We start from the raw sequence: 22,882 nt of genomic DNA on the forward strand, positions 1-22,882 counted from the left end.
CGACAATCAATGTGGTCCATCTAACACTGGTGATCTACGGGTTCAGGACGACCCGCAATCGCGCGATTTTAGGACATACCGGCCGAGGCTCAGACGGCGTCGCCGCCCGCCTCCTGAGCGGGGGAATGCACCCGGTCGTGCAACGCCTTGGCCACCTCGTCGATAGTGGAAAAACGACTGAAGAAGTCCGGCTCGATCTCGAACTCGAAGGTCTCCTCGATGCTCAGACCGAGCGCGACCATTGTCAGCGAGTCCACTCCGGAATGCATGAGGTTCTCGGTAGTGTCCATCTCCTCGGGCGAGCGCTCCAGCTTCGCCGCGAGGTAATCCGTCAGCCAGTCGCGGATTTCGGTGAGGGTAGCGGTACGCGCTTCCATTCCGTCCCCTTCGGTGTTACGCAGACGCTTGTCGATCGGTACGTCGTGGATGCGCGGCACTCCCGGGCTCCGTAACGCGGTTTCGCGTCGAGCCACGCGGAATACACCGCCAGCCGGGCGCCATGATCGTATCACATGCTTAAATGACGGGCTGTATACGGATGTTGGTGTCTCCACCACGGCGAGTGGCCGACGTGGGACGAGCCCACCGGGCAGAGCGGAGCGACAGAGGGTGGAAGCGATGACCGGCCGGACAGTGACCACAGCCTCCACCCCCTTGGAGGCCGAAACCGGTTACACCGAGCACCTGGTGTCCGAGGTCAGCAAGATCTCATCGCGGGAGCTGACCGAGCGGGTGATCGAGCGAGCGCGGCACGCCGTGCTCGACTGGCTCGGGGTCAGCATCGCCGGGGCGCAGGAGCCGTCAGCCCGCGCGATCCAACAGCTCCTGACGGCCGAGGGCGGCAGCCCCACGGCCCAAGTGATCGGCACCCCATACCGGCTGACGGCGCGTCAGGCGGCGCTGGCGGGCGGCATCGCCGCTCACGCGCTGGACTACGACGACATGAGCATCGGCGGCCACCCGTCGGCCGTGATCCTTCCCGCGGTGTTCGCCCTGGCCGAGGAACTGGACAAGGACGGACCGACGACCATCCAGGGGATGCTCTTCGGCCATGAGGCCAGAAAGATGGTCGCCGCCGCGTGCGGCAGCGCCTCGTACGACCGCGGCTACCACGGCAGCAGCACCTTCGGCGCATTCGGCGCGGCGATGGGCGCGGGCCGCCTTCTCGAGCTGGATCCGCTGCGGCTGCGGCACGCGCTGGGGATCGCCGGAACCCAGGCGTCGGGCTTGCGGGCGAGCTTCGGGACGATGTCGAAGCACCTGAACGTCGGGAACGCGGCAGCGGTCGGAATCCTGTCGGCCCGGCTGGCGGAAGCGGGTTACACCGGGGACACCACCATTCTCGAGGCGCCGCAGGGATTCGCCGCCACGCACAACAACGGGCCCGCCGACTTCAAACCGACGGGCCCGGGAACCTCGCTGCGCCAACGGCTGGCCGTCGAGTGGCTCGTGTTCAAGCCGCACGCACTGTGCGGTGCCACGCATTCCGCGATCGACGGCTTCCAGCTCCTGAGGGAGCGGCACGCGTTCTCCGCCGACGATGTCGACGAAGCCGAGGTGTTCGTCTCCGCCCAGCACCTGGAGGTGTGCGACATCGTGGAACCCCGGACCGGCGTCGAAGGGATGTTCAGTATCCGCTACGCCGCGGCGCTGGCCCTCGCGGGAAGCGCGACGGGACCCTCCGCGTTGACCGACGAGAGGATCCAGGACCCCACCATGGTCGCGCTCCGCCGTCGCGTCCGGGTCACGCCGGTCACGCGTGTCCGCAACATAACCATGCCGACCGAGGTCCGGGTACGGCTCAGAGACGGCGAGGAGCTGAAGGCGCGCGTCAACGCGCTGGCCGTCAAGTCCGACAACGAGCTGCCCCGCCAGTGGGAGACTCTGAAAGCCAAGTTCGCCGGCCTCGTCAGCCCCATCCTGGGCGCCGACCGCGCCGACGAAATCATCGGGCTGGTGCAGCGCATCGAGACGCTCGAATCAATCCGCGAACTCACCGACCGAACCTCGACCAAGCGTTGACGTACCGTCAGTTCCAGGCGACGGGCAGCGAGTGAACACCGTAGACCACCATTTGCTCGCGCAGTGGGATCTCGCTCGCCGGGGTGGTGAGCCGGAGCCCAGGCAGGCGGGTGATCAGCTCCGCGAGGCCGGTGCGCAGCTCGACCCGGGCGAGTTGCTGGCCCAGGCACAGGTGGGCGCCGTGGCCGAAGGCGAGGTGGGACGTTCGGGGGCGGGTGAGGTCGAGACGGTCGGGCTCGGGCCAGCGCTGCTCGTCGCGGTTGGCGACCGGTACGGCCATGACGACGGTGTCGCCGGCCGGGATGGTGACGTCGCCGACGGTCAGATCCTCGGTGGCGAACCGTGTCGGGCCATTGTGGAAGACCGACAGATAGCGCAGTAGTTCTTCGACGCCGTTGTCCAGCACGGTCGGGTCGTCGCGTACGCGGCTGAGTTGGTCGGGGTTTTCCAGCAGGGCGAAGGTGCTCAGGGCGAGCATGTTGGCGGTGGTCTCGTGGCCGGCGCTGAGCAGGGTGGTGGCGATGTCGACCAACTGCCGGTCGGTCAGCGGCGGGTCGTAGTCGTCGTGGATCAGCCCGGAGATGATGTCGTCGCCCGGGTGCCTGCGTTTGGCGCCCACCAGCTTGGCCATGAACTGGCGCAGCTCGCCGCTGGCCTGCCGGCGTTCTTCGCTGGGGCGTGACAGGTCCAGGGCGATCGCGGTGCGGTGGTGGAACTCGGTGCGGTCGGCGTAGTCGACGCCGAGCAGTTCACAGATCACCAGCGACGGGAGCGGCAGCGCGTAGGCCTTGACCAGGTCGGCCTGGGTGCCGTCGGCCCGCATCACGTCGATGAGCCGCACCGCTAAGTCACGCACGTGGTCTTCCAGGTGTTTCATGCGTTTGACGGTGAACTGGCCGGACAGCAGCCGCCGCAGCCTCGGGTGCTGGGGCGCGTCCATGAAGATGAACATGCCGTCCTTGCGCTCCTGCGGGGCGACAGGACACTGCCCGCCCGGCTGGGCCTGGCGGTTGGCCACTTCCTCGGGTGACATGCTCAATGTGCTCGGGTAGCGGAGGCGGTCGGAGCTGAAGCGGGCGTCGCCGAGTACGGCGCGCACTTCTTCGTAACCGGAGACGAGCCAGGCGTGGGCACCGTTGAGCAGGTCGATCCGGGTCACCGGGCCACGGTCGTGCAAGGCCTTCATGGCGGCGGGCGGATCGAAGGGGCAGCCGTTGCGCTCGAATATCTCCGGCGGGATCGGCCGCTGCGGGGTGGTGTTCCGCGGGGTGGCTTTCACAGGGGGTGAGCCTCCTTGCTACCTGGCCGATGATGATCACATCTGTCGCAACTGCACTGTATACGCTGCTTGCATGACGCAAGTCCGGCGTCGGGAGTGTCCTGCCACGCGGCTGCGGACGCCCGGTCGTTCTCCGACATCGCCGCCTTTCTCACCGCAGCTCTAAGATCGTCCTCGACGGGGGTGGCCGACACTCGAAAGGCAGAACAGTGACGGTAAGTCTGCGGGGAATCCGCTTCGCCTATTCCGACGAGGGCTCAGGACCGGTCGTCCTCAACGCCCATGGGCTGTGCGGCAGCCGGGCCTCCGAACGGCGGGCGAACCTGACCGACTATTCCGTGGTGACCTCGGCCGGCCGACGCCTCATCTCCTATGACGCCCGTGGCCACGGCGAGTCCGAAGGGACCGGCGACCCGGCCGACTACTCGTGGAAGTCGCAGGGCGAGGACATGATCGAGCTCGTCCGGCACTTCTCCCCGGCGGCGCCCGTCTCGGCGATCGGCTGCTCGATGGGCACCGGAGCGCTGCTGCACGCCGTGACGACCGATCCGGAGCGCTTCGACCGGCTCGTCCTCACCGCGTCTCCGACGGCTTGGGAGGCACGAGCCGCGCAGGGCGACGTGTACCGGCAGTTGGCGGACTACGCGCAGCAGAAGGGGGTGGAGGCCCTGGCCAAGGTCCTGGCGAAGGCCCCGGTGCCGGCCATTTTCGCGGAGGTCGAGGGCTTTCCGCCCACCCCGGACGTCACGGCCGAATTGCTTCCGGCCGTCCTGCTCGGGGCGGGCATCAGCGACCTGCCGCCGCTGGACGCCATCGCGCGGATCACCCAGCCGACGCTGATCCTCGCCTGGGCCGGCGACCCGGGCCACCCGGTGTCCCTGTCGGAGACGCTCGCCGCCGCGATCCCCGGCTCGACCCTGCACGTGTCCGAGACCCGCGCCGACCTCCGCACATGGGGCGAGCGGGCGGCCGATTTCCTCAAGTGAACCCCGCCGGCGGCCTCGTCCCGGTGCCGCTGCTCGGGATCGTGCTCTCGGTCGCGCTCACCCACGAGGCCCACGAGCGCGCATCGGACAGACACGGGACGAGGCTTCGCCCTCGACCACGCCCTGGTTGAACGGTATCGGCGGGCAGAACGAGATCGTCGCCGTTGACCGGTGCGCATGCGGCCCTTAGCGTGTGCGCATGTCCACTTCGAGCGGCATGTTCCACCAGCACCGCGAGATGGCCGAGTCCTACGGCGCCGACGCCGAGCGCTATGACCGCGCCCGCACGAGCTTCCCCCCGGCCCTGATCGAGGCCATCACCAGCTCCGCTCCGGCCACCGCGGTCGACGTCGGCTGCGGTACCGGCGTCGTCGCCCGCCTTTTGCAGGAGACCGGCTGCCAGGTCCTCGGCGTCGAACCCGACGAGCGCTCGGCCTCATACGCCCGCTCGCGCGGGCTCGACGTCGAGGTGTCCACCTTTGAGGCCTGGGACCCCGCCGGCCGCTTGTTCGACGCCGTCGTGGCGGGCCGGACCTGGCACTGGATCGACCCGCTGGCCGGTGCGGTCAAGGCAGCGACCGCCCTGCGCCCCGGTGGCCGACTCACCATTTTCTGGAACGCCAGCGAAACCCCAAGGGAACTCGCCCAGGCGTTCCTCGAGATCAACCGGCGCATGTTCCCCGAAAACACGACGCTCCTCAAGAATTCCACCTCGACATTCGAGTCCTGTGCCAGGAGCGTGGCCAAAGCCGGTGACAACATCCGGGCAGCGGGTGGCTTCGCCGAACCGGACTTCCTGCGCTTCGACTGGGAGCGCACCTACACCCGCGACGAATGGCTCGACGTCCTTCCCACGCTGAGCGCCTACACCCGGCTCCCATCCGGCAGACGCGACGAACTTCTGGCCGCCATGGGCGACGCGGTCGACGCCCACGGCGGCAGTTTCCCCATGCGGTACGCGACCCTGGCCGTCACTGCCACCCGCACCTGAGGATGATCCCCGCCAATGGTCGACGGCGGACGCTCGCACGGTCTCGATCCGGACGTCGATCGGCAGTGGGGTCTTGAGGCCGCCGCGGTGGCCGCCGCAGTCGATCTCGATCTGCGCGGGAACGCCGACACCGGCCCGGCGGGAGGCCTCCGCGACGAAGGCGTCCTGCTCGACGCTGTCCAGCAGGACGCGGAGGGTGACGCCGCGACGCAACACGCCGTGTCCTTGTGCACGTCGACCACCGCGAACGTGCACGTCGACCACCGCGAACGGGGTGTCGGGGTCGGCCAGGGTCCCGGCCGTGGTGGCGAGCGTGGTGGTCATGGAGTGACGTCCGTCTCCGGGTGGGTGAAATTCCCTGGCGTGGCGGCCGGAAGGGCCGGAGACTCGTCTCATGGCTGACATGGGGGCGTTCCGGGAAGCCGTCACCGCGTGGGCGGCCGGTGGCCCCGACAACCCCGCGCGCGAGCTGGCCGCGCGGCTGCCCGTCCGGGCGGTCGTCCTGCTCGAAGGGCCGAGCGACGCCGCGGCGGTCAGCGCGCTGGCCGCCCGCCACGGCCGGGACCTGGCGGCCGAAGGAGTCTGCGTCCTGCCGATGGGCGGTGCCATGAGCGTCGGACGCTTCGCCCATCTCCTCGGGCCGCCCGGTCTGGGCCTCCGCCTCACCGGACTGTGCGACGAGGCGGAGCGTCGCTTCTACACCCGCGGTCTGGAGCGGGCCGGCGCGGCTCGGCAGGAGTTCTTCGTCTGTGCGGCGGATCTGGAGGACGAGCTCATCCGCGCCCTGGGCGTGACCCAGGTGGCGGAGCTCGTCCGGGCGGAGGGCGACCTGCGCGCCCTGCGGACCTTCCTGCGCCAGCCCGCACAGCAGAGCCGCACCTCACAGCAGCAGTTGCGGCGCTTCCTCGGCACGAAGAAGGGGCGGAAGATCCACTACGGCCGCGTCCTCGTCGAGGCCCTCGACGACGACCGCGTACCCGCGCCACTCGACGCCCTGCTCACCAGCCTCTGACCCCAGGATGCCGTGGCCGACCGGACGTCACGACGCGACGTCCACCAGGACCTTGCCGACCGCGCCGCTCTCCACCGCTCGATGTGCGTCGGCGGTGCGGTCGAGCGGAAAGCGGACCAGCGGCAGGCCGTGCTCCTCGCCGACCGGCAGCGCGCCACCGCGCACCGCGGCGGCGACGTCCTCAACGGCCGCGGCGAGCGGCTCCGAACCGACCGTGTAGAGCACCACGAACTGGAAGCGTGTGTTCAGCACCATGTTCCGCATCACGTCCAGCTCGACCGGCCGGCCACCGTCGTTGCCGTAGGTCGAGATCGTGCCGCGGGTCCGCAACACGGCCATGTCCAGTGCGAGGTTGGCGCCCAGCGCCACCTCGGCGACGATGTCGACGCCGTCCGGGGCGATCTCGCGGATCTCGGCGGCCGGGTCGCCCTCGCGATAGTTGATCACGTGGTGGGCCCCGGCGGCGGTGGCCAGCCTGGCCTTCTCCGGGCCGCTGATCGTGCTGATCACGGTGGCGCCGGCCCACCGGGCGAGCTGGATCACCGCGTGTCCGACCGCCCCGGCCCCGCCCGCGGCGAGCACCACCTTCCCGTCGAGCGCCCCGGGCCGCAGACGGCGCGGCCCGTCCTCGGCGACGGTGAGCGCGCGGTGCGCGGTGAGCGCGGGGACGCCGAGTGCGGCGCCGACGTCGAAACCGGCCTCGTCGGGCAGGGGCACGGCCCGCTCGGCGGGCACGACGCTGAACTCGGCGGCGGTACCGGTGGGCCGCCCGGCGGCGGCCAGGAACAGCCAGACCCGCTGGCCGACCCGGCTCCGGTCGACCCCCTCACCCACGGCGTCGATCGTGCCGGCGCCATCGAGGTGCGGGGTGACCTCGGGGAAGTGCTTGGGGCCGGAGGCGCCGGAACGGGCCTTCCAGTCGGTCGGGTTGATCCCGGACACGGCGATCCGTACGCGAACCTCGCCGGGGCGGGGCGCGGGCAGGTCGCGGTCGACGAGCCGAAGAACGTCGGGGTCGCCGTTGTCGCGGTAGATGATGGCCTTCATGATCCGTCCTCAGAGCCTGGTGGAGCGGGATTCACCGGCGCGGCCCGGCGTTCCGTCAGGGCGTCCGGCACATGGTCGCGAACCTGGTCGCGTTGTGGTTCCGGTCAGCCGATGGGGGCCTCGTTGGAGCGGGATTCGATGGCATCGAGGGTGGCGAGGGTCGCGGCGTCGAAGGTGATCTCGCCGACCGCCATGTTGGCCTCGAGGTGGGCGGCGTCGGCGGTGCCGGGGATGAGCAGCACGTTCGGGGCGTGGTGCAGCAGCCAGGCGAGGCCGACCTGGGAGGGCGTGACGCCCAGGGACTCGGCCGCGGCCTGAACGGCCGGTTCCTCGGTGGCCTTCGGCAGGCCGGGGAAGGCCCCGCCCAGCGGGAAGAACGGCACCCAGGCGATGCCTTCGGCCGTGCACAGTTCGAGCATGTCCTCGTCGTCGCGGGAGGCGAGACTGTACGCGTTCTGCACACAGGCGATGCCGGCCGGCAGGGCGCGGCGCAGGCCGTCGAGGGTGACGCTGCTCAGGCCGATCGCGCCGATCTTGCCCTCGTCGCGCAGGGCGGTCATCGTCGCGAGCTGGTCGTCGAGGCCGACGACTTGGTCGCCCTCGGGGCGCAGCCCGGGCCCGGTGTCCAGGCGGCGGAGGTTGACCACCGCGAGCCGGTCGACGCCGAGGCCGCGCAGGTTGTCCTCGACACTGGCGCGCAGTTGCTCGGGCCGTTGTGCCAGACGCAGCGGCAACTGCCCGCCGGGGTCGGGGTCGGCGCCGACCTTCGTGACGACCAGGACGTCGTCCTCGGGGCGCAGCGCCTCGCGGATCACCTGGTTGGCGAAACCGAAACCGTAGAACTCTGCGGTGTCCACATGGTCGACGCCCAGCTCGACCGCGCGGCGCAGCAGCGCGACGGCCTCGCCGCGGCGGTCGCGCAGGCGCTCGAGCTGCAACGCGCCGTAGCCGATCCGGGCAACGGTGCGGCCGGCGAACGAAGCGGTCGGGGTGGTCATGACGCTGTCTCCTCGGTCGTTGATCGCAAGGCGGTGTAGAGCAGTTCGGCCTGGTAGAGCGCCATCACCCGGTGAGCGATCGGGGCGGCGCGCTCCCGGGCCCCGACCGGCTCGTGATGCTCGACCTTGACCAGCCACGCCGTGACGCAGTCGTGCAGCATCGCCCGCATCCGGTCCGTCATGTCGACGACGATGTCGCGGACGGCCGGGTCGGTGGTCGCCTCCCCCCAGGTCTGCACGCCGACCCGGGCCTCGGCGGGGTCGATCGCGGCGGTCAGGCGGGCGAGCAGTTCGTCGGGTCCGGGCGGAGCGTCGCTCGCGGCGTACTCGCCGAGAACCTCGGCGCGCTTGGCGAGCACCTCGCGGGCGGCGGCCTGGACCAGGTCGGCCTTGTTGCGGTAGTGCGCATAGATCGAGCCGGCCGAGAGGCCGGACTCGGCCGTGATGTCGGCGATCGAGGTCCGCTCCAGACCATTGCGGCCGAAGCAGCGCACGGCGGCCTCGGCGATCTGGGCACGCCGGAGTTCCTTGCGCGCGTCGGTGAGCCGCGGCACCACACACCCCCACAAAAGGAATATTGGTTCTGCTTGCGCCGAGTACGCTAACAGAATCTCCGTTCTTTTTGTGATCCAACACGTGCTCTGAGTTCTCCACCGCCGGGCCCCGGAGTGCGACACATCCACGAGGAGACGGGTACGGTCGGGGTTCGCGCACTCCCAGGTCTTGGCGCGCTGGGCCGAGCTCCGTGAGCCCACGGCGTCGCGGGCCACCGCACCCAGGCCGTCACCTGCCTGGCAGGTAACACGACGATCAGGGGTCGATGCGGCCCTTGCTGCGCATGGCGGCGCGGACGCGTTCCTCGGCGAGCCCGCGCCCGGCGATATGCGGGGTGGTGGCGCGGCGCTGGGCCTCTTCGAGAACCGTGACGGCGTTGGTGCGCAGCCGCTTGGAGATCGTCTCGAAGATGGTGGAGCTCTCGGGCCGGAATCCGGAGTAGCGGGCGTCCATGGCGAACGCGGCGGCGACGACGCCACCGGCGTTGGCCACGAAGTCGGGCAGGAGGGAGATGCCACGTTCCGCGAGGATGGACTGCGCCTGGGGTGAGGTGGGGAGGTTGGCGCCTTCCACGACCAGCTTGGCCTTGATCTGGTGGGCGGTTGTCTCGTCGATGACGTCCTGCAAGGCCGCCGGGACGAGGATGTCGCAGTCGACGGTGAGTTCCTGGCCGGCTGGTACGGCGATGCCCTGGTGGTGGCGGGTGACGAAGTCGTCGCCGTGCTCTTCCCGCGCGGTCCGCAGGGCGGGCACGTCCAGTCCGGCGGGATCGTGAAGGGCTCCCTCGGCGGTGGAGACGGCGACGACGGTGGCGCCGAGTTCGGCGAACCGCACGGCGGCGGCGTGGCCGACGGCACCGAATCCCTGAATGGCGACCCGGGCGCCGCCGAGGGGCAGCCGGAGGTGCTGAGCGGCCGCGTCGGCGGCCTCGGCCACTCCGTAGCCGGTGACGCCGAGCTCGTCGTAGGCCACTCCCCCGAGGTGGCCCGGGGTGCCGACGGCCGCGCCGCGGTCGCCGAGCTCGTCCTGGATGATGGCCGCGTCGTTCTCGGTCAGGCCCATGTCGAGGCCCATGACGTATTCGCGGGGCACCTCGTTGGACAGGGCGCGGGCGAAGGCCCGCAGGATCGCTTCCTTGCCGGGGGAGGCCGGGTCGGCGACGATTCCCGCTTTCGCACCGCCGTAGAAGAGGTCGACACTGGCCCACTTCCACGTCATGACGCGGGCCAGGCGGGCGACTTCACGGACGGATACGGTCGGGCTCATCCGGGTGCCGCCCTTGCCGATGCCACGGGCGGTGTTGTCGATGACCAGGACGCCCTTCATGCCGGTGCGTCGGTGGGAGACGACGACGATCTTCTCGGGTCCCCAGTCGTCGATGAGCGACAGTGCGTCAGTCACGGTGCGGATTCCTTGTCTGCTGAGGAGAAGGGCTGATGGCGCGAAGCACGGGCGAGCAGTTCGGCGAGGTGGGTGCCCGCGCGGTCGGTCCGCTGAGCGATCTGGGTGCGGCAGCTGAAGCCGTCCGCGAGGACGACGGTGTCCGGTGCGGCGGCTCGGACGGCGGGCAGCAGAACCTGTTCGCCGGCCGCCACGGACACGTCGTAGTGGTTACGTTCGAAGCCGAAGTTTCCGGCCAAGCCGCAGCAGCCTGAGTTCAGCACGCGGTTGTCGACGCCCATGGCGTCCAGGAGGGCGCTGTCGGCGGTGAAGCCGCTGGTGGCGTGCTGGTGGCAGTGGGTCTGGCTGATGGAGCGGGCGTCGATGTGCGGCGGCCGCCAGCCCGCGGTGTGATGGACGAGGAGTTCGGCGAGGGTGAGGGTGGACCGGGCGAGCGCGCGTGCGTCGGTGTCACCGTCCAGGAGCTCGGGCAGATCGGTTTTCAGCGCCGCGGTACAGCTCGGCTCCAGGCCCACGACCGGCATTCCCGCACGGACGGCCGGTGCGAGCGCGGTGGCGGTGCGGCGCGCGACACGGCGGGCGATGCCCAGCTGTCCGGTGGTGATCCAGGTCAGGCCGCAGCACTGGGTGCCGGGCGGGACCTGGACCCGATATCCGGCGTGTTCCAGAACCGCCACGCCCGCCTTGAGGACGTCGGGGGTGAAGTGGTTGTTGAAGGAGTCCACCCACAGCACGACCGGGCCACGGTGTCCGTCGCCCTCGGGCGTGCGCGCGCGGAACCAGGCCAGGAAGGTCCGGTCGGCGAAGCGGGGCACCTCGCGCTCGGCGGCGATGCCTCCCAACCGCTTGATCGCCGGTGCGAGGCGGGATGCCGTGAGGGCGTTGACCAGCCGGGGCATCCGGGCGGCGACCCGGGACAGCAGGGGCAGCCAGCCCATGGAGTAATGGGAGGCGGGCCTGATCCGTCGCCGGTAGTGGTGGTGCAGGAACTCCGACTTGTACGTGGCCACGTCCACGCCGACCGGGCAGTCGGCGCTGCACCCCTTGCACGACAGACACAGATCGAGCGCGTCCCGCACTTCGGTGGACCGCCAGCCGTCGGTGATGACCTCGCCCTGCGTCATTTCGTACAGCAGACGGGCACGGCCGCGGGTGGAGTCCTTCTCGTCGAGGGTGACGCGGTAGCTGGGGCACATGACATCGCCGTGTGGGGCGGCGGTACGGCATTTGCCGACGCCGACGCACCGGCGGGTGGCCTTGGCGAAGTCGCCGTCGTCGGCGTGGAGGGGAAAGACGGTGGTCAGTGACGGCGGGGCGCGGTGCGGGCCGACCCGCAGATTGCCGTCGAGGGGCAGCGGATCGACGATCATTCCGGGGTTCAGACCGTTGTCGGGGTCCCAGACGTCTTTGAACTGCTGAAACAGGGCCATGACGTCGGGGCCGTACATCAGCGGCAGCAGCTCGGAGCGCGCCTGGCCGTCGCCGTGCTCTCCGGAGAGGGAGCCGCCGTGTGCGGCGATGAGTGCGGCGGCCTCGGTGACGAAGGTACGGAAGACGGCGGTCCCGTGGTCGGTGGTGAAGTCGAAGTTGATCCGTACGTGCAGGCAGCCCTCCCCGAAGTGCCCGTAGACGGCTCCCCGCAGGTGGTGCCGCGCGAGCAGTTCGGTGAACTGCCGGAGATACGAGCCCAGTTGCTCGGGAGGGACGGCGGCGTCCTCCCAGCCGGGCCACGCCTCCGATCCGTCGGGCAGCCGGGTGGCCAGACCGGCTCCGTCCTCCCGGATCCGCCACAGCTGTCGGGCGCGCAGGGGATCGGTGACGATCTCGCCCCCGGTGAAGCCCGCGCTCTCCCTCGCTGCCGCGACAAGTTCCTCGGCACGACAGGGCAGTTCCTCCTCCTCGCCGCCGAGTTCCGCGAAGAGCCACGCCCGCGCCCCGGGCAAGGTGTCGATCGTGCGGCGGGTCCCGGGGCGGGTGACGATGTCGGTCAGGGCCTGGTCGAGCCCTTCCAGCGCCAGGAGGCGATGTCCCAGGAGGCCGGGTACGGCGTCGGCTGCCGCGCATGCGTCGCGGTAGCCGAGCACCACCAGGGCTCGTGCGGGAGGAGGCGGTACCAGGCGGACGGTGGCGGAGAGGATGACGGCGAGTGTGCCCTCGCTGCCGACCAGGGCCCGGGCGAGGTTGAAGCGCCGCTCCGGCAGCAGGTGTTCGAGGGCGTAGCCGGAGACCTGACGGGGGAACCGGCCCAGCCGTGTGCGCAGGGTTGCCAGATTCCGCTCGGCGAGGCGGTGCAGGGAGGCGATGAGGTGGGCGCGGTCGTCGCCGACGGCGATGGCCGCGTCGATCTCTCCCTGCGTCATCTCACCGAGCCGCAGCACGGTGCCGCGATAGGTGGCCACTTCGAGCTCCAGGACATTCTCCGCGGTTCGCCCCCAGGCGACGGAGTGTGAGCCGCACGCGTTGTTGCCGATCATTCCGCCGAGGGTGCAGCGGCTGTGGGTGGAGGGGTCCGGGCCGAAGAGCAGGCCGTGTTCGGCGGCGGCCCGTTGCAGCTCGTCCAGGACGATGCCGGGCTGCACCGTGGCCGTCCGTGTGTCGGGGTCCAGGGCGAGGAGGCGGTTGAAGTAGCGGGAGAAGTCCATGACCACGCCGGAGCCGATGGCCTGTCCCGAGGTGCTGGTGCCCGCGCCGCGCGAGGTGATCGGCACGCCCAGGCGGCGGCAGACGGCGATGGTGTTGAGCACGTGCCGCCGCTCGCGGGGGAAGACCACGGCCAGGGGGACCTGGCGGTAGTTGGAGGCGTCGGCCGCGTACTGGGCCCGGCGTCCGGCGTCGCCGTGCACCTCGCCGCAGTCGCCTTGAGTGAGCGCCTCGGTCACGGCCGCGGCGTCGGGACGTTGCGGGCCGCGCGTCGCGGTGTCGGGACGTTCCATGCCCCGCGCTGTCGCGGCGTCGGGACGTTGCGGGCCCTGCGCGGTCGCCGTCACTGCGGTAGCTCCTTTGTCCATCGGCCATGTTCGTCCTCGTCACAGCCACGATCCGGGGCCCCGGCCCACCTCACAAGACCCAGCAGCACGAAAGTATTGACCTTTGAGCCACAGCGATGCTTACGCTGTGGCCCGTTCCGGAGTCCGACGGGAGGTACGCGTTGCTCAAGCCGCAGCATCTGCTCACCCTGAGGGCCGTTGTACGCACCGGCTCGTTCGTCATCGCGGCCCGCGAGCTCGGGTACACCGCCTCGGCGATCTCCCAGCAGGTCTCGGCCCTGGAGAAGGAGACGGGACTGGTGCTGTTCGAGCGGGAGGCGCACGGTGTCCGGGCGACCGCGGCGGCTCACCGCCTGGTCGACCTCAGTGTCCCGGTGCTGGCGGCCATGGACGACCTCGGCCATCAGGTGCACCAGCTCGCCACCGGTGCCACGGCTCGGCTGCGGCTGGGAAGTTTCCCCACCGCCAGTGTCCGGCTCGTGCCACCGGCGCTGTCGGCCCTGACGTCGGCCCACCCGCGGGCGCAGGTGCAGCTCGAGGAGGGCGAGCCGGAGGAGCTCGTCGCCGCGCTGAACGCCGGGGATCTGGATGTGGCGCTGGTGTACGAGTACGGGCTGAGCCCCCGGCAGTGGTCGGACGGCCTGGCCTGCCACCAGCTCGTACGCGAGGATCTCGTGCTGCTCAGGGCCCGTGGCAGCGGTCTGAGCCCGCGCCTGGCCGGGCTCTCGCAGGCCCGCTGGATCACCAGCAGGGAAGGCACGGCCGGTGCGCTCTCGCTCGCCCGGCTGTGCGCGGCGGCCGGTTACGAGGCCGCGGTCACCTTTCGCAGCAATAACTACGACGTCGTACGGGAGCTGGTGTCCGCGGGTCTTGGAGTGGCCATCGTGCCGGGGCTCGGTCACTCACCCGGCGACTCGGTGGAGGCGACTCGGCTGGCGCAGCGCTTGGCGTTCCGCCGCGTGATGGCCCTGCATCGCCACGAGAACAGCAACCCGCTGCTGGGCACGATGATCCGCTCGCTGCGCGGCGCGGTACCGGCAGACGAACCGTATGTGCACGCCACGCGGGACGAACAGCCGGACTAGGGCCCTTCTGACGGATCTCCGCGGCGTCGCTGTCGTCAAAGGGGGCGCCCCGCACCGGTTTCCCGGTGGCCACCCACTATCTGCGCACCCAACTGGCGGAGGTGGTCGGGGTGTGCGGCTCGGGATCCTCGGTGTCGGCCAGGTCGTCCAGGGTGTCGAGGTCCACGGACCCTCCGGGCATCACCTGGCGGGTGCGGCGGTAGCCGTAGGCGCCGTAGACGACCAGCCCGGCAACGAGCCATGCCGCCAGCCGAACCCAGGTCTCCCATTGCAGGAACGACATCAGCCAGCCGGAGAAGACCATGCCGAGGACGGGCACCACCGGCATCCCGGGGCATCGGAACGCGCGCTTGAGGTGCGGCTTCCGGTAGCGCAGGATCAGCACGGACGCGCAGACCACCATGAAGGCCAGCAGGACTCCTATGTTGGTCAGTTCCGCCACCGCGTTGATGGGAAGCGCGCCCGCGAGTACGGCGGAGACGATGCCGATGATCCAGGTGGCGCGGTGCGGCACCTTGCGCTTGGGGTGGATGGCGCCGAACCACGCCGGCATGAGTCCGTCCCGGCTGAGCGCGTACCACAGGCGCGAGGCGCCCATCATGAAGGAGAACGTCACGGTGACGATGCCGATGACCGCTCCGACGGCGATGACGTTGGCCAGTCCGTTCAGGCCCACGCTGGCGAAGGCGCTGGAGATGCCGCTGTTCGGGTTGAGCTCGCTGTAGTGCTGGATGCCGGTGAGCACGACGCACACCAGCACGTACAGGGCCATGGAGATGCCCAGCGACAGCATCATGGCCCTGGGCAGCTTGTTGCGGGCCTCCACCGACTCCTCGGCGGCGGTGCTCAGCGCGTCATAGCCGAAGACGGCGAAGAAGACGGTGGCGGCGCCGGTGAAGGCCCCGCCGAGTCCGAAGGGCGCGAACGGCGTGAGATTCCCGCTGTCGACCTTGGTGAAGCCCACCGCGATCACCACGAGAACGATGGCGATCTTGACGATGGTCAGCACGGTCTCGACGCGGGCGGAGGTGCGGGTGCCACGGGTCAGCAGCCAGGCAACGGCCAGGCAGATCACCACGGCCAGCAGGTCGATCCGGTGGCCGGCGCCGGTGCCGGGCGCGCCCAGTGCCCAGGTGGGCAGGTGGATCCCGACGGCGTCCAGGAGGAAGCCGAGGTAGCCGGACATGCCGATCGCGACGACCGCGACGATGGCGGTGTACTCCAGGAGGAGGTCCCACCCCACGATCCACCCCACGACCTCCCCGAGGACCGCGGCGCAGTAGGTGTAGGAGGAGCCCGCTTTCGGCACCATGCCGGCGAACTCCGCGTACGCGAAGGCCGCGCACAGCGACGCGGCTCCGGCGACCAGGAACGAGATCAGTACGGCGGGACCGGCGACGTCCCTGGCGACGGCCGCCGCCAGGCTGAAGATACCGGCCCCGATGATCGCGCCGACGCCGATCATCGTCAGCTGGGTGAGCCCGAGGGTGCGCACCATGCGCTCGCCCGCGGGCTGTTCGGAGGGGAGTGTGCGCCGGAAGATCCCCTGGGGGCCTCTTCCCAGGAGGGCGGGAAGCCCGGGCTTGGGGGTGTGGTTGGGGGACATGGCTGGCTCCATGGCAGACAAGCGGCGGCACGACGGGCCACCGGCGTGGTGCGGGTCACCACTGGCCTGAAACCATCGCCCAGGGTCTGCCGCGCCCGAAAGACTCAGCAGCGCGACAACTTGCGCCCCTGAGACCAAGAAAAACTGGGCCATTTCATGGTCTCGTCAGCGGGTGAGGAGCGTGTTCCCGCTTTGCTGCCGACCCCCGGGTGGCCGCCGACCCGCCGAGGTGCGCAACACATCCACCAGCGCGGCCACCGTCGGCCGGTGCTCGGCGAAGGAGCGGTACACCACCACGATGTGGCGTTCCATCGTCTCGCGCAGGTCCAGGACGTCGAGGCAGGACGGGCGCAGCCGGAGCATCAGATCCGTCACCACGCTGACCCCGACTCCGGCCTCGACCAGGGCCAGGGTGGCGGCCGTGTCCGTCACTTCGTGCAGCACCTGCGGTTCGAATCCGGCACGGCGGCAGGCGGTGAGCACGGCGCGGCCGTAGTAGCTGCCGACGGACGGCAGGATCCATCCCAGGTCCCTGGTGTCGGCGAGCGAGACCTTCTGCCGACCCGACCCGCCGGGCTGACCGGATCTGCCGGACTGACCGGACCCGCCGGACTGATCCGATCGACCGGACCTGCCGGACCTCCCGGACATGGCCCCGGTGGGCACCGCGAGCGAGAAGCGCTCCCTGGACAGCTCCCGCACCCGCAGCGACGGATCCCGTGGGATGGGCACGTCCGGGTAGTCCAGTCCCAGCGCCAGGTCCACGCTTCCGCCGGCCACCGCGTCGTACACCTCGTCCACGTCCATGTCCCGGCTGCGCACGGTCACTCCGGGATGGGTCTCGCGCACCTGCCGCAGGGCGGGCGGCAGGATCTCGGCGGCGGCCGTGGCGAAGAGCCCTACCCGCAGCGTCCCGGAGACCTCGTTCCGGGTGCGCTCCAGCGCTTCGACGGCCTCGGCCTCCGTGGTGAGGATGCGCTCGGCGTGCAGGGCCAGTGTCATCCCGGCGTCGGTGAGCTCCACCCGGCGTCCCACCCGCCGCAGCAGTTGCATGCCGGTGGCCTTCTCCAGCGCGGTGATCTGCTGCGACACCCCGCCGGGCGTGTATCCCAGGGCCTCCGCGACGGCGGTGATGGTCCCGCGTCTGGTCAGTTCCACCAGCGAACGCAGCTGCGCACTCGTCCAGTCCATATAGGGATCCTAAAAGATCGGAAGCATGGACCGTTGATAGACGTCAACGTTGGTGTGCTGCACGATGACGCGGAGATAGCTGATCGGCATCGCTCTGTCCTGACAGCCCTGCCGCCCCCGGGCGTGGACCCGTCCCCGTCCGGCGAGGTGGCCTCTGGAAGGGAGTGGCCTGTTGTCCTCCTCCGCCTTCCGCACCGTTCCCGCCTCCGCCGATGTTGTGATCATCGGTGGCGGCGTGATGGGTGCGAGCACCGCGTTTCACCTCGCCGAGGCCGGGGTGACGAACATCGTCGTCGTCGAGCGCGACGACCTCGGCCGCGGCAGTTCGGGCAAGCCGATCGGCGGCGTACGCGCCCAGTTCTCCGATCCGCTCAATATCGAGCTGGGCAGCCGCAGCCTGCGTGCCTACCAGGAGTTCCGCCACCGGCCCGGCGCCGACATCCGGCTCGACACCGTCGGCTACCTCTTCCTGCTCGACAGCGCACAGCAGGCGAACGACTTCGAGGCCGGGGTCCTGCTCCAGAACAGCCTGGGCGTGCCGAGCCGCATGATCGCCCCCGAAGAGGCCCAGCGCCTGTGTCCCTATCTCAGCACCGACGGCCTCGTGGCCGCCGCGTACTCCCCCGCCGACGGACACGCCCGCCCCGGGCTGGTCGTCCAGGGGTACGCACGGGCGGCGGCCCGGGCCGGCGTCACCATCGCCACCCACACCGCGGTATCCGGCCTCGACACGGCCGGGGACCGGGTCGTCGGTGTGCACACCAGCCACGGCCGCATCGCGTGCTCCACCGTGATCTGCACGGCGGGGGCCTGGTCCGGGCGGATCGGGGAGATGGCCGGCGTCAACCTCCCGGTCCGGCCGGTGAAGCGGCAGCTGGCGTTCACCGCGCCGATCACCCCGCCCGCCCCGCGCATCCCGTTCACCATCGACTTCTCCTCGACCGCCTACTTCCACAACAGCGACGACGGTCTGCTGCTCGGGCTGGCCGACCCCGACCAGGAGGACGGCTTCGACACCACCTGGACCCCGGAGTGGCTGGAGCTGTTCCGCACCGTCGCCCGCCACCGCGCCCCGGCCCTGGCCGGCATGGAGACCGTGGGCGGATGGGCCGGTCTGTACGAGGTCACACCGGACCACAACGCGCTGATCGGCCGCTCCGCGGAGCTGCCCAACTTCCTCTACGCGGCCGGGTTTTCCGGCCATGGCTTCCTTCAGGCACCCGCGGTCGGCGAGGTCCTGCGCGATCTGTACCTGGAGCGTGTGCCGTTCACCGACATCTCCCCGCTCAGCGCCGACCGGTTCCACCACGGCGCCGAGTCCCGCCCCGAAGCACACGTGGTGTGAACCATGCACCCCGATCGAAAGGCCGAACCATGTCAACGCTCAGCCAGTGGCAGCTGAGGGCCGCGTTCGCGGCCCGGCTGTCGGAGATGTACGGGCAGGAGGTGCCCGCCTACGCCACGCTCGTGGACGTCTCGCGCGAGGTCAACGAGGACGTCCTGCGTGCGCGGGGAGCCGACGCGACACGTCTCGGGTCCATCAGCCGGGTGACGGCCGAGCGCCACGGGGCCATCCGTGTCGGCACGCCACGGGAGTTGGGGCAAGTGGCCCGGATCTTCGGCGCCCTCGGTATGCACCCGGTGGGCTTCTACGACCTGCGGGAGGCCGCGGCCAGCGCCGTCCCCGTGGTATCCACCGCCTTCCGGCCCGTGGACGGCGAGGAACTGGCGCGCAATCCCTTCCGGGTCTTCACCTCCATGCTCACCCCGGCCGACCCCCGTTTCTTCGACACCGAGCTGCGCTCGCGCCTGGAAGCCTTCCTCGCGGACCGCGAGCTCTTTCCCCCCGAGCTGCTGGCGCTGGCCGACCGTGCCGCCGCCGAGGGGGAGCTGCCCCAGGAGGAGGCCGAGCGCTTCCTGCACCTCGCCGTGCGGGCATTCGAGCTGTCCGCCGAGCCGGTCGACAAGAGCTGGTACGAGACCCTGGAGCGGATCTCCGCCGTGGCCGCGGACATCGGCGGTGTGCGCAGCACCCACATCAACCACCTCACCCCGCGCGTCCTCGACATCGACGAGCTCTACCGGCGCATGACCGACCGCGGCATCGAGATGATCGACACCATCCAGGGCCCGCCGGCCTGGAAGGGCCCCGATGTGCTGCTGCGGCAGACCTCCTTCCGGGCCCTGGCCGAACCCCGCGCGATGCGGACCCCCGACGGCAGTGTCATCAGCGGCGCCCTCAGAGTCCGCTTCGGTGAGGTCGAGGCCCGCGGCATCGCCCTCACCCGCGAGGGCCGGGCCCGCTACGACGAACTCCTCGGCCACGTGGACGAGCAGGCCTCCCAGAACCCCTCGGCATCCCGCGGTGAGATCGCCCGCGCCGTATGGGAGCGGCATCTGCCCGGCAGCGAACGGGAACTCGCCGCCGAGGGGCTGGCCTACTTCACCTACCACGTCCACCCCGACCGGCCCCGCGACGGCAGCGGGCCGCCCACCGGCGTCGGCGAGCTGCTGCGGCAGGGCTGGGTGCGCGCCGAGCCCATCGTCTACGAGGACTTCCTGCCCCGCTCCGCCGCCGGGATCTTCCAGTCCAACCTCAGCGGCCAGGGCACCCGCCACCGCGACCAGCAGGGCACGGCGTACGACGCCGACTGGCTCTCCGGCGCCATCGGCCGTGACGTCCTGGACCCCTTCGCCCTCTACGCGCGGCAGCAGGACGCCTCCCTCGCACACGTCGCCCATGAGCTGGGCCTCACCGGCACCCTCAGCTGACCCCTCACTCCCCGGAGGACCGCCATGACCAGCACCGCACTGCCCACCACGGACCACCTGCGCGCCCGCGCCCGTACCGCCCTCGACAACATCGGCGTCGACGTGGCCGAGGGCGGCGACTTCTCCGCCCGCACACCGCTCACCGGCGAGAACCTCTTCGGACTCACCGCCGCCACCGGCGCCGACGCCGAAGACACCATCGCGGCGTCCCGTACGGCCTTCCTCACCTGGCGCACCACGCCCGCGCCGCGCCGTGGTGAACTCGTGCGCCGCCTCGGTGAGTTGCTGCGCGAGCACAAGAGTGACCTGGCCGACCTCGTCACCATCGAGGCGGGCAAGATCCGCTCCGAGGCGCTCGGCGAGATCCAAGAGATGATCGACATCTGTGACTTCGCGGTCGGCCTGTCCCGGCAGCTGTACGGCCGTACGATCGCCTCCGAGCGTCCCGGCCACCGGCTGGCCGAGACCTGGCACCCGCTCGGCGTGGTCGGCGTCATCTCGGCCTTCAACTTCCCCGCCGCGGTGTGGTCGTGGAACACCGCCGTCGCCCTCGTCTGCGGCGACACCGTGATCTGGAAGCCCTCCGAGCTCACCCCGCTGATCTCCCTGGCCTGCGACCACCTGCTCGGCCGGGCCGCCGAGGAGGTCGGCGCGCCCCGCGACGTACACCGTCTCCTGCTCGGTGACCGCGCGGTCGGTGAGAAGCTCGTCGACGATCCGCGCGTCGCCCTCGTCAGCGCCACCGGCTCCACCCGTATGGGCCGCGAGGTCGGCCCCCGCGTCGCCGCCCGCTTCGGCCGCAGCCTGCTGGAACTCGGCGGCAACAACGCGGCGATCGTCGCCCCGTCCGCCGATCTCGACCTCGCCGTCCAGGGCATCGTCTTCGCCGCGGTCGGCACCGCGGGCCAGCGCTGTACGACGCTGCGCCGCCTCATCGTCCACCGCGACATCGCGGACACCCTCGTCGAGCGGCTGACGGCGGCCTACGGCAAGCTCCCCATCGGCGATCCGTTCGAGGACACCACGCTGGTCGGTCCGCTCGTCTCCGCCGCGGCCCTGGACACCATGAACGGCGCCCTCGCCCGGGTCCGGGCCCAGGGCGGCAAGATCCTTGCGGGCGGGAACCGGCGCCTGGCCGAGGCCGCCCCCGCGGCCGCCTATGTGGAGCCGGTCCTCGTCCGCGTCGACGCACAGACGGACGTCGTACGGGAGGAGACCTTCGCCCCGATCCTGTACGTCCTCACGTACGACACCCTCGAGGAGGCGATCGCGCTGCACAACGACGTCCCCCAGGGCCTGTCGTCCAGCATCTTCACCCGCGACCAGCGGGAAGCCGAGATCTTCCTGTCCGCCGCGGGTTCCGACTGCGGCATCGCCAACGTCAACATCGGCACCTCGGGAGCCGAGATCGGCGGTGCCTTCGGCGGCGAGAAGGACACCGGCGGCGGCCGGGAGTCCGGCTCCGACGCCTGGAAGGCGTATATGCGCTCGGCCACCAACACCATCAACTACTCCAGCGAGCTCTCCCTCGCCCAGGGCGTCAGCTTCCTCTGATCAGGCGCCTCTCCCCCGCATGCGCGGACGGTGGTCCGTCCTTCCCCCGTGAAGGACGGACCACCGCCGTGGTGTGGTGCGGGCGGGTGGTGAGGGCGGCGCGGGGTGGACCGCGCCGCCCGACGTGCGGTACCGAGACTGCCGCCCCACCCCAGCCACTTGCCAGGGCTCGCGGCGCATTGCGGAGTTCGGGGGACGTCCCACGCGCTGACCTGCGCGGATACCGCCCGCAAGGACGCACCGCTGGGACGTGATGGGCCGGGGTCCGGGGTGCGTGCTGAGCGAAAGGCGCGCGGTGGCGCTGCCGCCACGGCAGGCGGTGGAGGAACTGGCCCGGGTGGGCGGCGTCGAGCCGACCCGCCTGCTGGTGCTCCACGAGGTGGCCGAGGCCGCGTGGCGGGAGAGAACGGCGGTGTGGGACGAGCGACCCATGCGGGCGGAGCACCGGAACCAGGGAGCGTACGCCCTCGGGTGCTGATCGGCGTCTGCGCGGCCGTGGCGCTCGGAGCGCTGCTCGTGGGACTGCTGATCGCGGCGCCCTGGGAGGACGGAGGGGACAGCGGGACGAACGCGGCCGAGACGAAGCGCGGCGCGGCGGCCGGGCCCGGCCCCTCCCATGGCACCTTCGCCTACCGGCCGGGCAAGACCTACCCCTGCGCCGTCAAACGACTGCAGAAGAAGTCCGGGCTGCCACCCGACGGCATCGTCGGCCCGCACACCTGGCAGGTGCTGCGACGATGAAGGACACCACTCCGCCCGCCACCGCATCCGCGTGCACACGCCTGGCCACCGGGCTGCGAACGGCGCCACCGGAGCCCGATGCCATGGGCGACCATGGCCGGTCGCCGCGTCCAGCCGAGCCGGAGCAACGACACGGCAGGCGCGCCGGGTTGCGCGGATGGGCCGCTGTCGGCGTGGCCGCGTGGGTGGTCGGGGCCACCGTGGCGGCGGCGTGGGTGGCAGTCCTGGCGATCACGGGATCGAGGGACTCCGCGGCGCACGAGCCCTCGTCCACCGCGCCACCGTCCCCCGCCTGCCGCGCCCACGGCTGTGTCGGCAAGGACCCGGGGCTGATGGGCTGCGGCACACCCTCACGGGTCCGAGCGCTCGGCTCGCCGGTCCGCACCTCCACCGGCGCACGGCTGGAGTTCAGATACAGCGCGGCGTGCTCCGCCGCATGGGCGCGGATCTGGCACTCGCACATCGGGAACGTCATCGAGGTGTCCGCCGACGGCGGCAGACCGCAGCGGGCCGAGGTCACCGACACGTACGACGCGGAGGACTACGTCTTCACACCCATGGTCGACGGCACGGATCCCAGCAGGCTACGGGTCTGTTTCGAACCGAGACTTCACAGCACCCGGGAGTGCTTCACCCGCTGACCATGCGGGCCCAT

At 70.9% G+C, this 22,882-nt stretch carries 21 protein-coding genes; 12 read left to right on the forward strand and 9 right to left on the reverse strand.

All coding sequences use genetic code 11. The features are described 5' to 3' along the window. Nucleotides 1–89: 89 nt before the first annotated feature. Nucleotides 90–437, reverse strand: a complete 348-nt coding sequence (locus ACMTAK_RS05020; protein ID WP_413805010.1) for a phosphopantetheine-binding protein — start codon at nt 435–437, stop codon at nt 90–92. Between the two features lie 181 nt (nt 438–618). On the opposite strand from ACMTAK_RS05020, the gene ACMTAK_RS05025 reads away from it, so the two are divergent. After that, entirely contained in the window at nt 619–2,022 is a 1,404-nt protein-coding gene (locus ACMTAK_RS05025; protein ID WP_413805011.1) for an MmgE/PrpD family protein, read from the forward strand. 7 nt (nt 2,023–2,029) lie between these two features. Here the strand turns inward: ACMTAK_RS05025 and ACMTAK_RS05030 are convergent, their stop codons facing one another. Then, complete coding sequence (locus tag ACMTAK_RS05030; RefSeq protein WP_413805012.1) at nt 2,030–3,301, reverse strand: cytochrome P450; 1,272 nt, start codon at nt 3,299–3,301, stop codon at nt 2,030–2,032. Nucleotides 3,302–3,510: 209 nt separating this feature from the next. On the opposite strand from ACMTAK_RS05030, the gene ACMTAK_RS05035 reads away from it, so the two are divergent. The 4 genes from ACMTAK_RS05035 (at nt 3,511) to ACMTAK_RS05050 (ending at nt 6,290) form a co-directional block, all read left to right on the forward strand. After that, nucleotides 3,511–4,287, forward strand: coding sequence for an alpha/beta fold hydrolase (locus ACMTAK_RS05035; RefSeq protein WP_413805013.1), 777 nt, complete (start codon nt 3,511–3,513; stop codon nt 4,285–4,287). Nucleotides 4,288–4,486: 199 nt separating this feature from the next. Beyond that, a complete protein-coding gene (locus ACMTAK_RS05040) occupies nt 4,487–5,278 on the forward strand; it encodes a class I SAM-dependent methyltransferase (RefSeq protein WP_413805014.1) in 792 nt (263 codons plus the stop codon). A 15-nt stretch (nt 5,279–5,293) separates the two neighbouring features. Next, nucleotides 5,294–5,680 (forward strand): hypothetical protein, encoded by a 387-nt coding sequence (locus ACMTAK_RS05045; RefSeq protein WP_413805015.1) that lies wholly within the window; start codon nt 5,294–5,296, stop codon nt 5,678–5,680. Beyond that, nucleotides 5,673–6,290: a TOPRIM nucleotidyl transferase/hydrolase domain-containing protein gene (locus tag ACMTAK_RS05050; RefSeq protein WP_413805016.1), complete on the forward strand. Its 618-nt coding sequence runs from the start codon at nt 5,673–5,675 to the stop codon at nt 6,288–6,290. The genes ACMTAK_RS05045 and ACMTAK_RS05050 overlap by 8 nt, the downstream gene beginning before the upstream one ends. A 27-nt stretch (nt 6,291–6,317) precedes the next feature. Here ACMTAK_RS05050 and ACMTAK_RS05055 read toward each other — a convergent pair whose 3' ends face one another. From ACMTAK_RS05055 to ACMTAK_RS05075, 5 genes are all read right to left on the reverse strand, one after another. Continuing rightward, nucleotides 6,318–7,337 carry an NADPH:quinone reductase gene (locus ACMTAK_RS05055; RefSeq protein WP_413805017.1) on the reverse strand — a complete coding sequence of 340 codons (1,020 nt, stop codon included), beginning with the start codon at nt 7,335–7,337 and terminating at the stop codon, nt 6,318–6,320. A gap of 104 nt (nt 7,338–7,441) precedes the next feature. Next, nucleotides 7,442–8,335, reverse strand: coding sequence for an aldo/keto reductase (locus ACMTAK_RS05060; protein WP_413805018.1), 894 nt, complete (start codon nt 8,333–8,335; stop codon nt 7,442–7,444). Continuing rightward, on the reverse strand, nt 8,332–8,889 hold the full coding sequence (locus ACMTAK_RS05065; protein WP_413805019.1) for a TetR/AcrR family transcriptional regulator: 558 nt from the start codon (nt 8,887–8,889) through the stop codon (nt 8,332–8,334). Before ACMTAK_RS05065 ends, ACMTAK_RS05060 begins: the two co-directional genes overlap by 4 nt. Nucleotides 8,890–9,145: 256 nt before the next feature. Then, a complete protein-coding gene (locus tag ACMTAK_RS05070; RefSeq protein WP_413805020.1) occupies nt 9,146–10,291 on the reverse strand; it encodes a Glu/Leu/Phe/Val family dehydrogenase in 1,146 nt (381 codons plus the stop codon). Next, nucleotides 10,288–13,224, reverse strand: a complete 2,937-nt coding sequence (locus tag ACMTAK_RS05075; RefSeq protein WP_413812804.1) for an FAD-binding and (Fe-S)-binding domain-containing protein — start codon at nt 13,222–13,224, stop codon at nt 10,288–10,290. The genes ACMTAK_RS05070 and ACMTAK_RS05075 overlap by 4 nt, the downstream gene beginning before the upstream one ends. 215 nt (nt 13,225–13,439) lie before the next feature. Between ACMTAK_RS05075 and ACMTAK_RS05080 the strand changes: the two genes are divergently transcribed. Further along, nucleotides 13,440–14,363, forward strand: coding sequence for a LysR family transcriptional regulator (locus ACMTAK_RS05080; RefSeq protein ID WP_413805021.1), 924 nt, complete (start codon nt 13,440–13,442; stop codon nt 14,361–14,363). 76 nt (nt 14,364–14,439) lie between these two features. On the opposite strand, the gene ACMTAK_RS05085 is transcribed toward ACMTAK_RS05080, so the two are convergent. Further along, the gene (locus tag ACMTAK_RS05085; protein ID WP_413812805.1) at nt 14,440–15,861 is read right to left on the reverse strand and encodes an amino acid permease; all 1,422 of its coding nucleotides are present in this window, start codon (nt 15,859–15,861) and stop codon (nt 14,440–14,442) included. Between the two features lie 273 nt (nt 15,862–16,134). Further along, on the reverse strand, nt 16,135–17,160 hold the full coding sequence (locus ACMTAK_RS05090) for a LysR family transcriptional regulator (RefSeq protein WP_413805022.1): 1,026 nt from the start codon (nt 17,158–17,160) through the stop codon (nt 16,135–16,137). Nucleotides 17,161–17,332: 172 nt separating this feature from the next. Between ACMTAK_RS05090 and ACMTAK_RS05095 the strand changes: the two genes are divergently transcribed. The 6 genes from ACMTAK_RS05095 to ACMTAK_RS05120 all read left to right on the forward strand — a co-directional run bounded on the left by ACMTAK_RS05095 (nt 17,333) and on the right by ACMTAK_RS05120 (nt 22,868). Continuing rightward, nucleotides 17,333–18,505, forward strand: a complete 1,173-nt coding sequence (locus ACMTAK_RS05095) for an NAD(P)/FAD-dependent oxidoreductase (protein ID WP_413805023.1) — start codon at nt 17,333–17,335, stop codon at nt 18,503–18,505. A gap of 29 nt (nt 18,506–18,534) precedes the next feature. Continuing rightward, nucleotides 18,535–19,932 (forward strand): 2-oxoadipate dioxygenase/decarboxylase, encoded by a 1,398-nt coding sequence (gene hglS / locus ACMTAK_RS05100; RefSeq protein ID WP_413805024.1) that lies wholly within the window; start codon nt 18,535–18,537, stop codon nt 19,930–19,932. A gap of 24 nt (nt 19,933–19,956) precedes the next feature. Then, complete coding sequence (gene amaB, locus ACMTAK_RS05105) at nt 19,957–21,486, forward strand: L-piperidine-6-carboxylate dehydrogenase (RefSeq protein ID WP_413805025.1); 1,530 nt, start codon at nt 19,957–19,959, stop codon at nt 21,484–21,486. Nucleotides 21,487–21,760: 274 nt separating this feature from the next. Continuing rightward, nucleotides 21,761–21,964 (forward strand): hypothetical protein, encoded by a 204-nt coding sequence (locus ACMTAK_RS05110; protein ID WP_413805026.1) that lies wholly within the window; start codon nt 21,761–21,763, stop codon nt 21,962–21,964. Next, the gene (locus ACMTAK_RS05115; protein ID WP_413805027.1) at nt 21,958–22,227 is read left to right on the forward strand and encodes a peptidoglycan-binding domain-containing protein; all 270 of its coding nucleotides are present in this window, start codon (nt 21,958–21,960) and stop codon (nt 22,225–22,227) included. The genes ACMTAK_RS05110 and ACMTAK_RS05115 overlap by 7 nt, the downstream gene beginning before the upstream one ends. Then, complete coding sequence (locus tag ACMTAK_RS05120) at nt 22,224–22,868, forward strand: DUF2690 domain-containing protein (protein WP_413805028.1); 645 nt, start codon at nt 22,224–22,226, stop codon at nt 22,866–22,868. Before ACMTAK_RS05115 ends, ACMTAK_RS05120 begins: the two co-directional genes overlap by 4 nt. Nucleotides 22,869–22,882: the final 14 nt, after the last annotated feature.

The organism is Streptomyces lacaronensis, assembly GCF_047337785.1.
Classification (GTDB): Bacteria; Actinomycetota; Actinomycetes; order Streptomycetales; family Streptomycetaceae; genus Streptomyces; species Streptomyces lycopersici.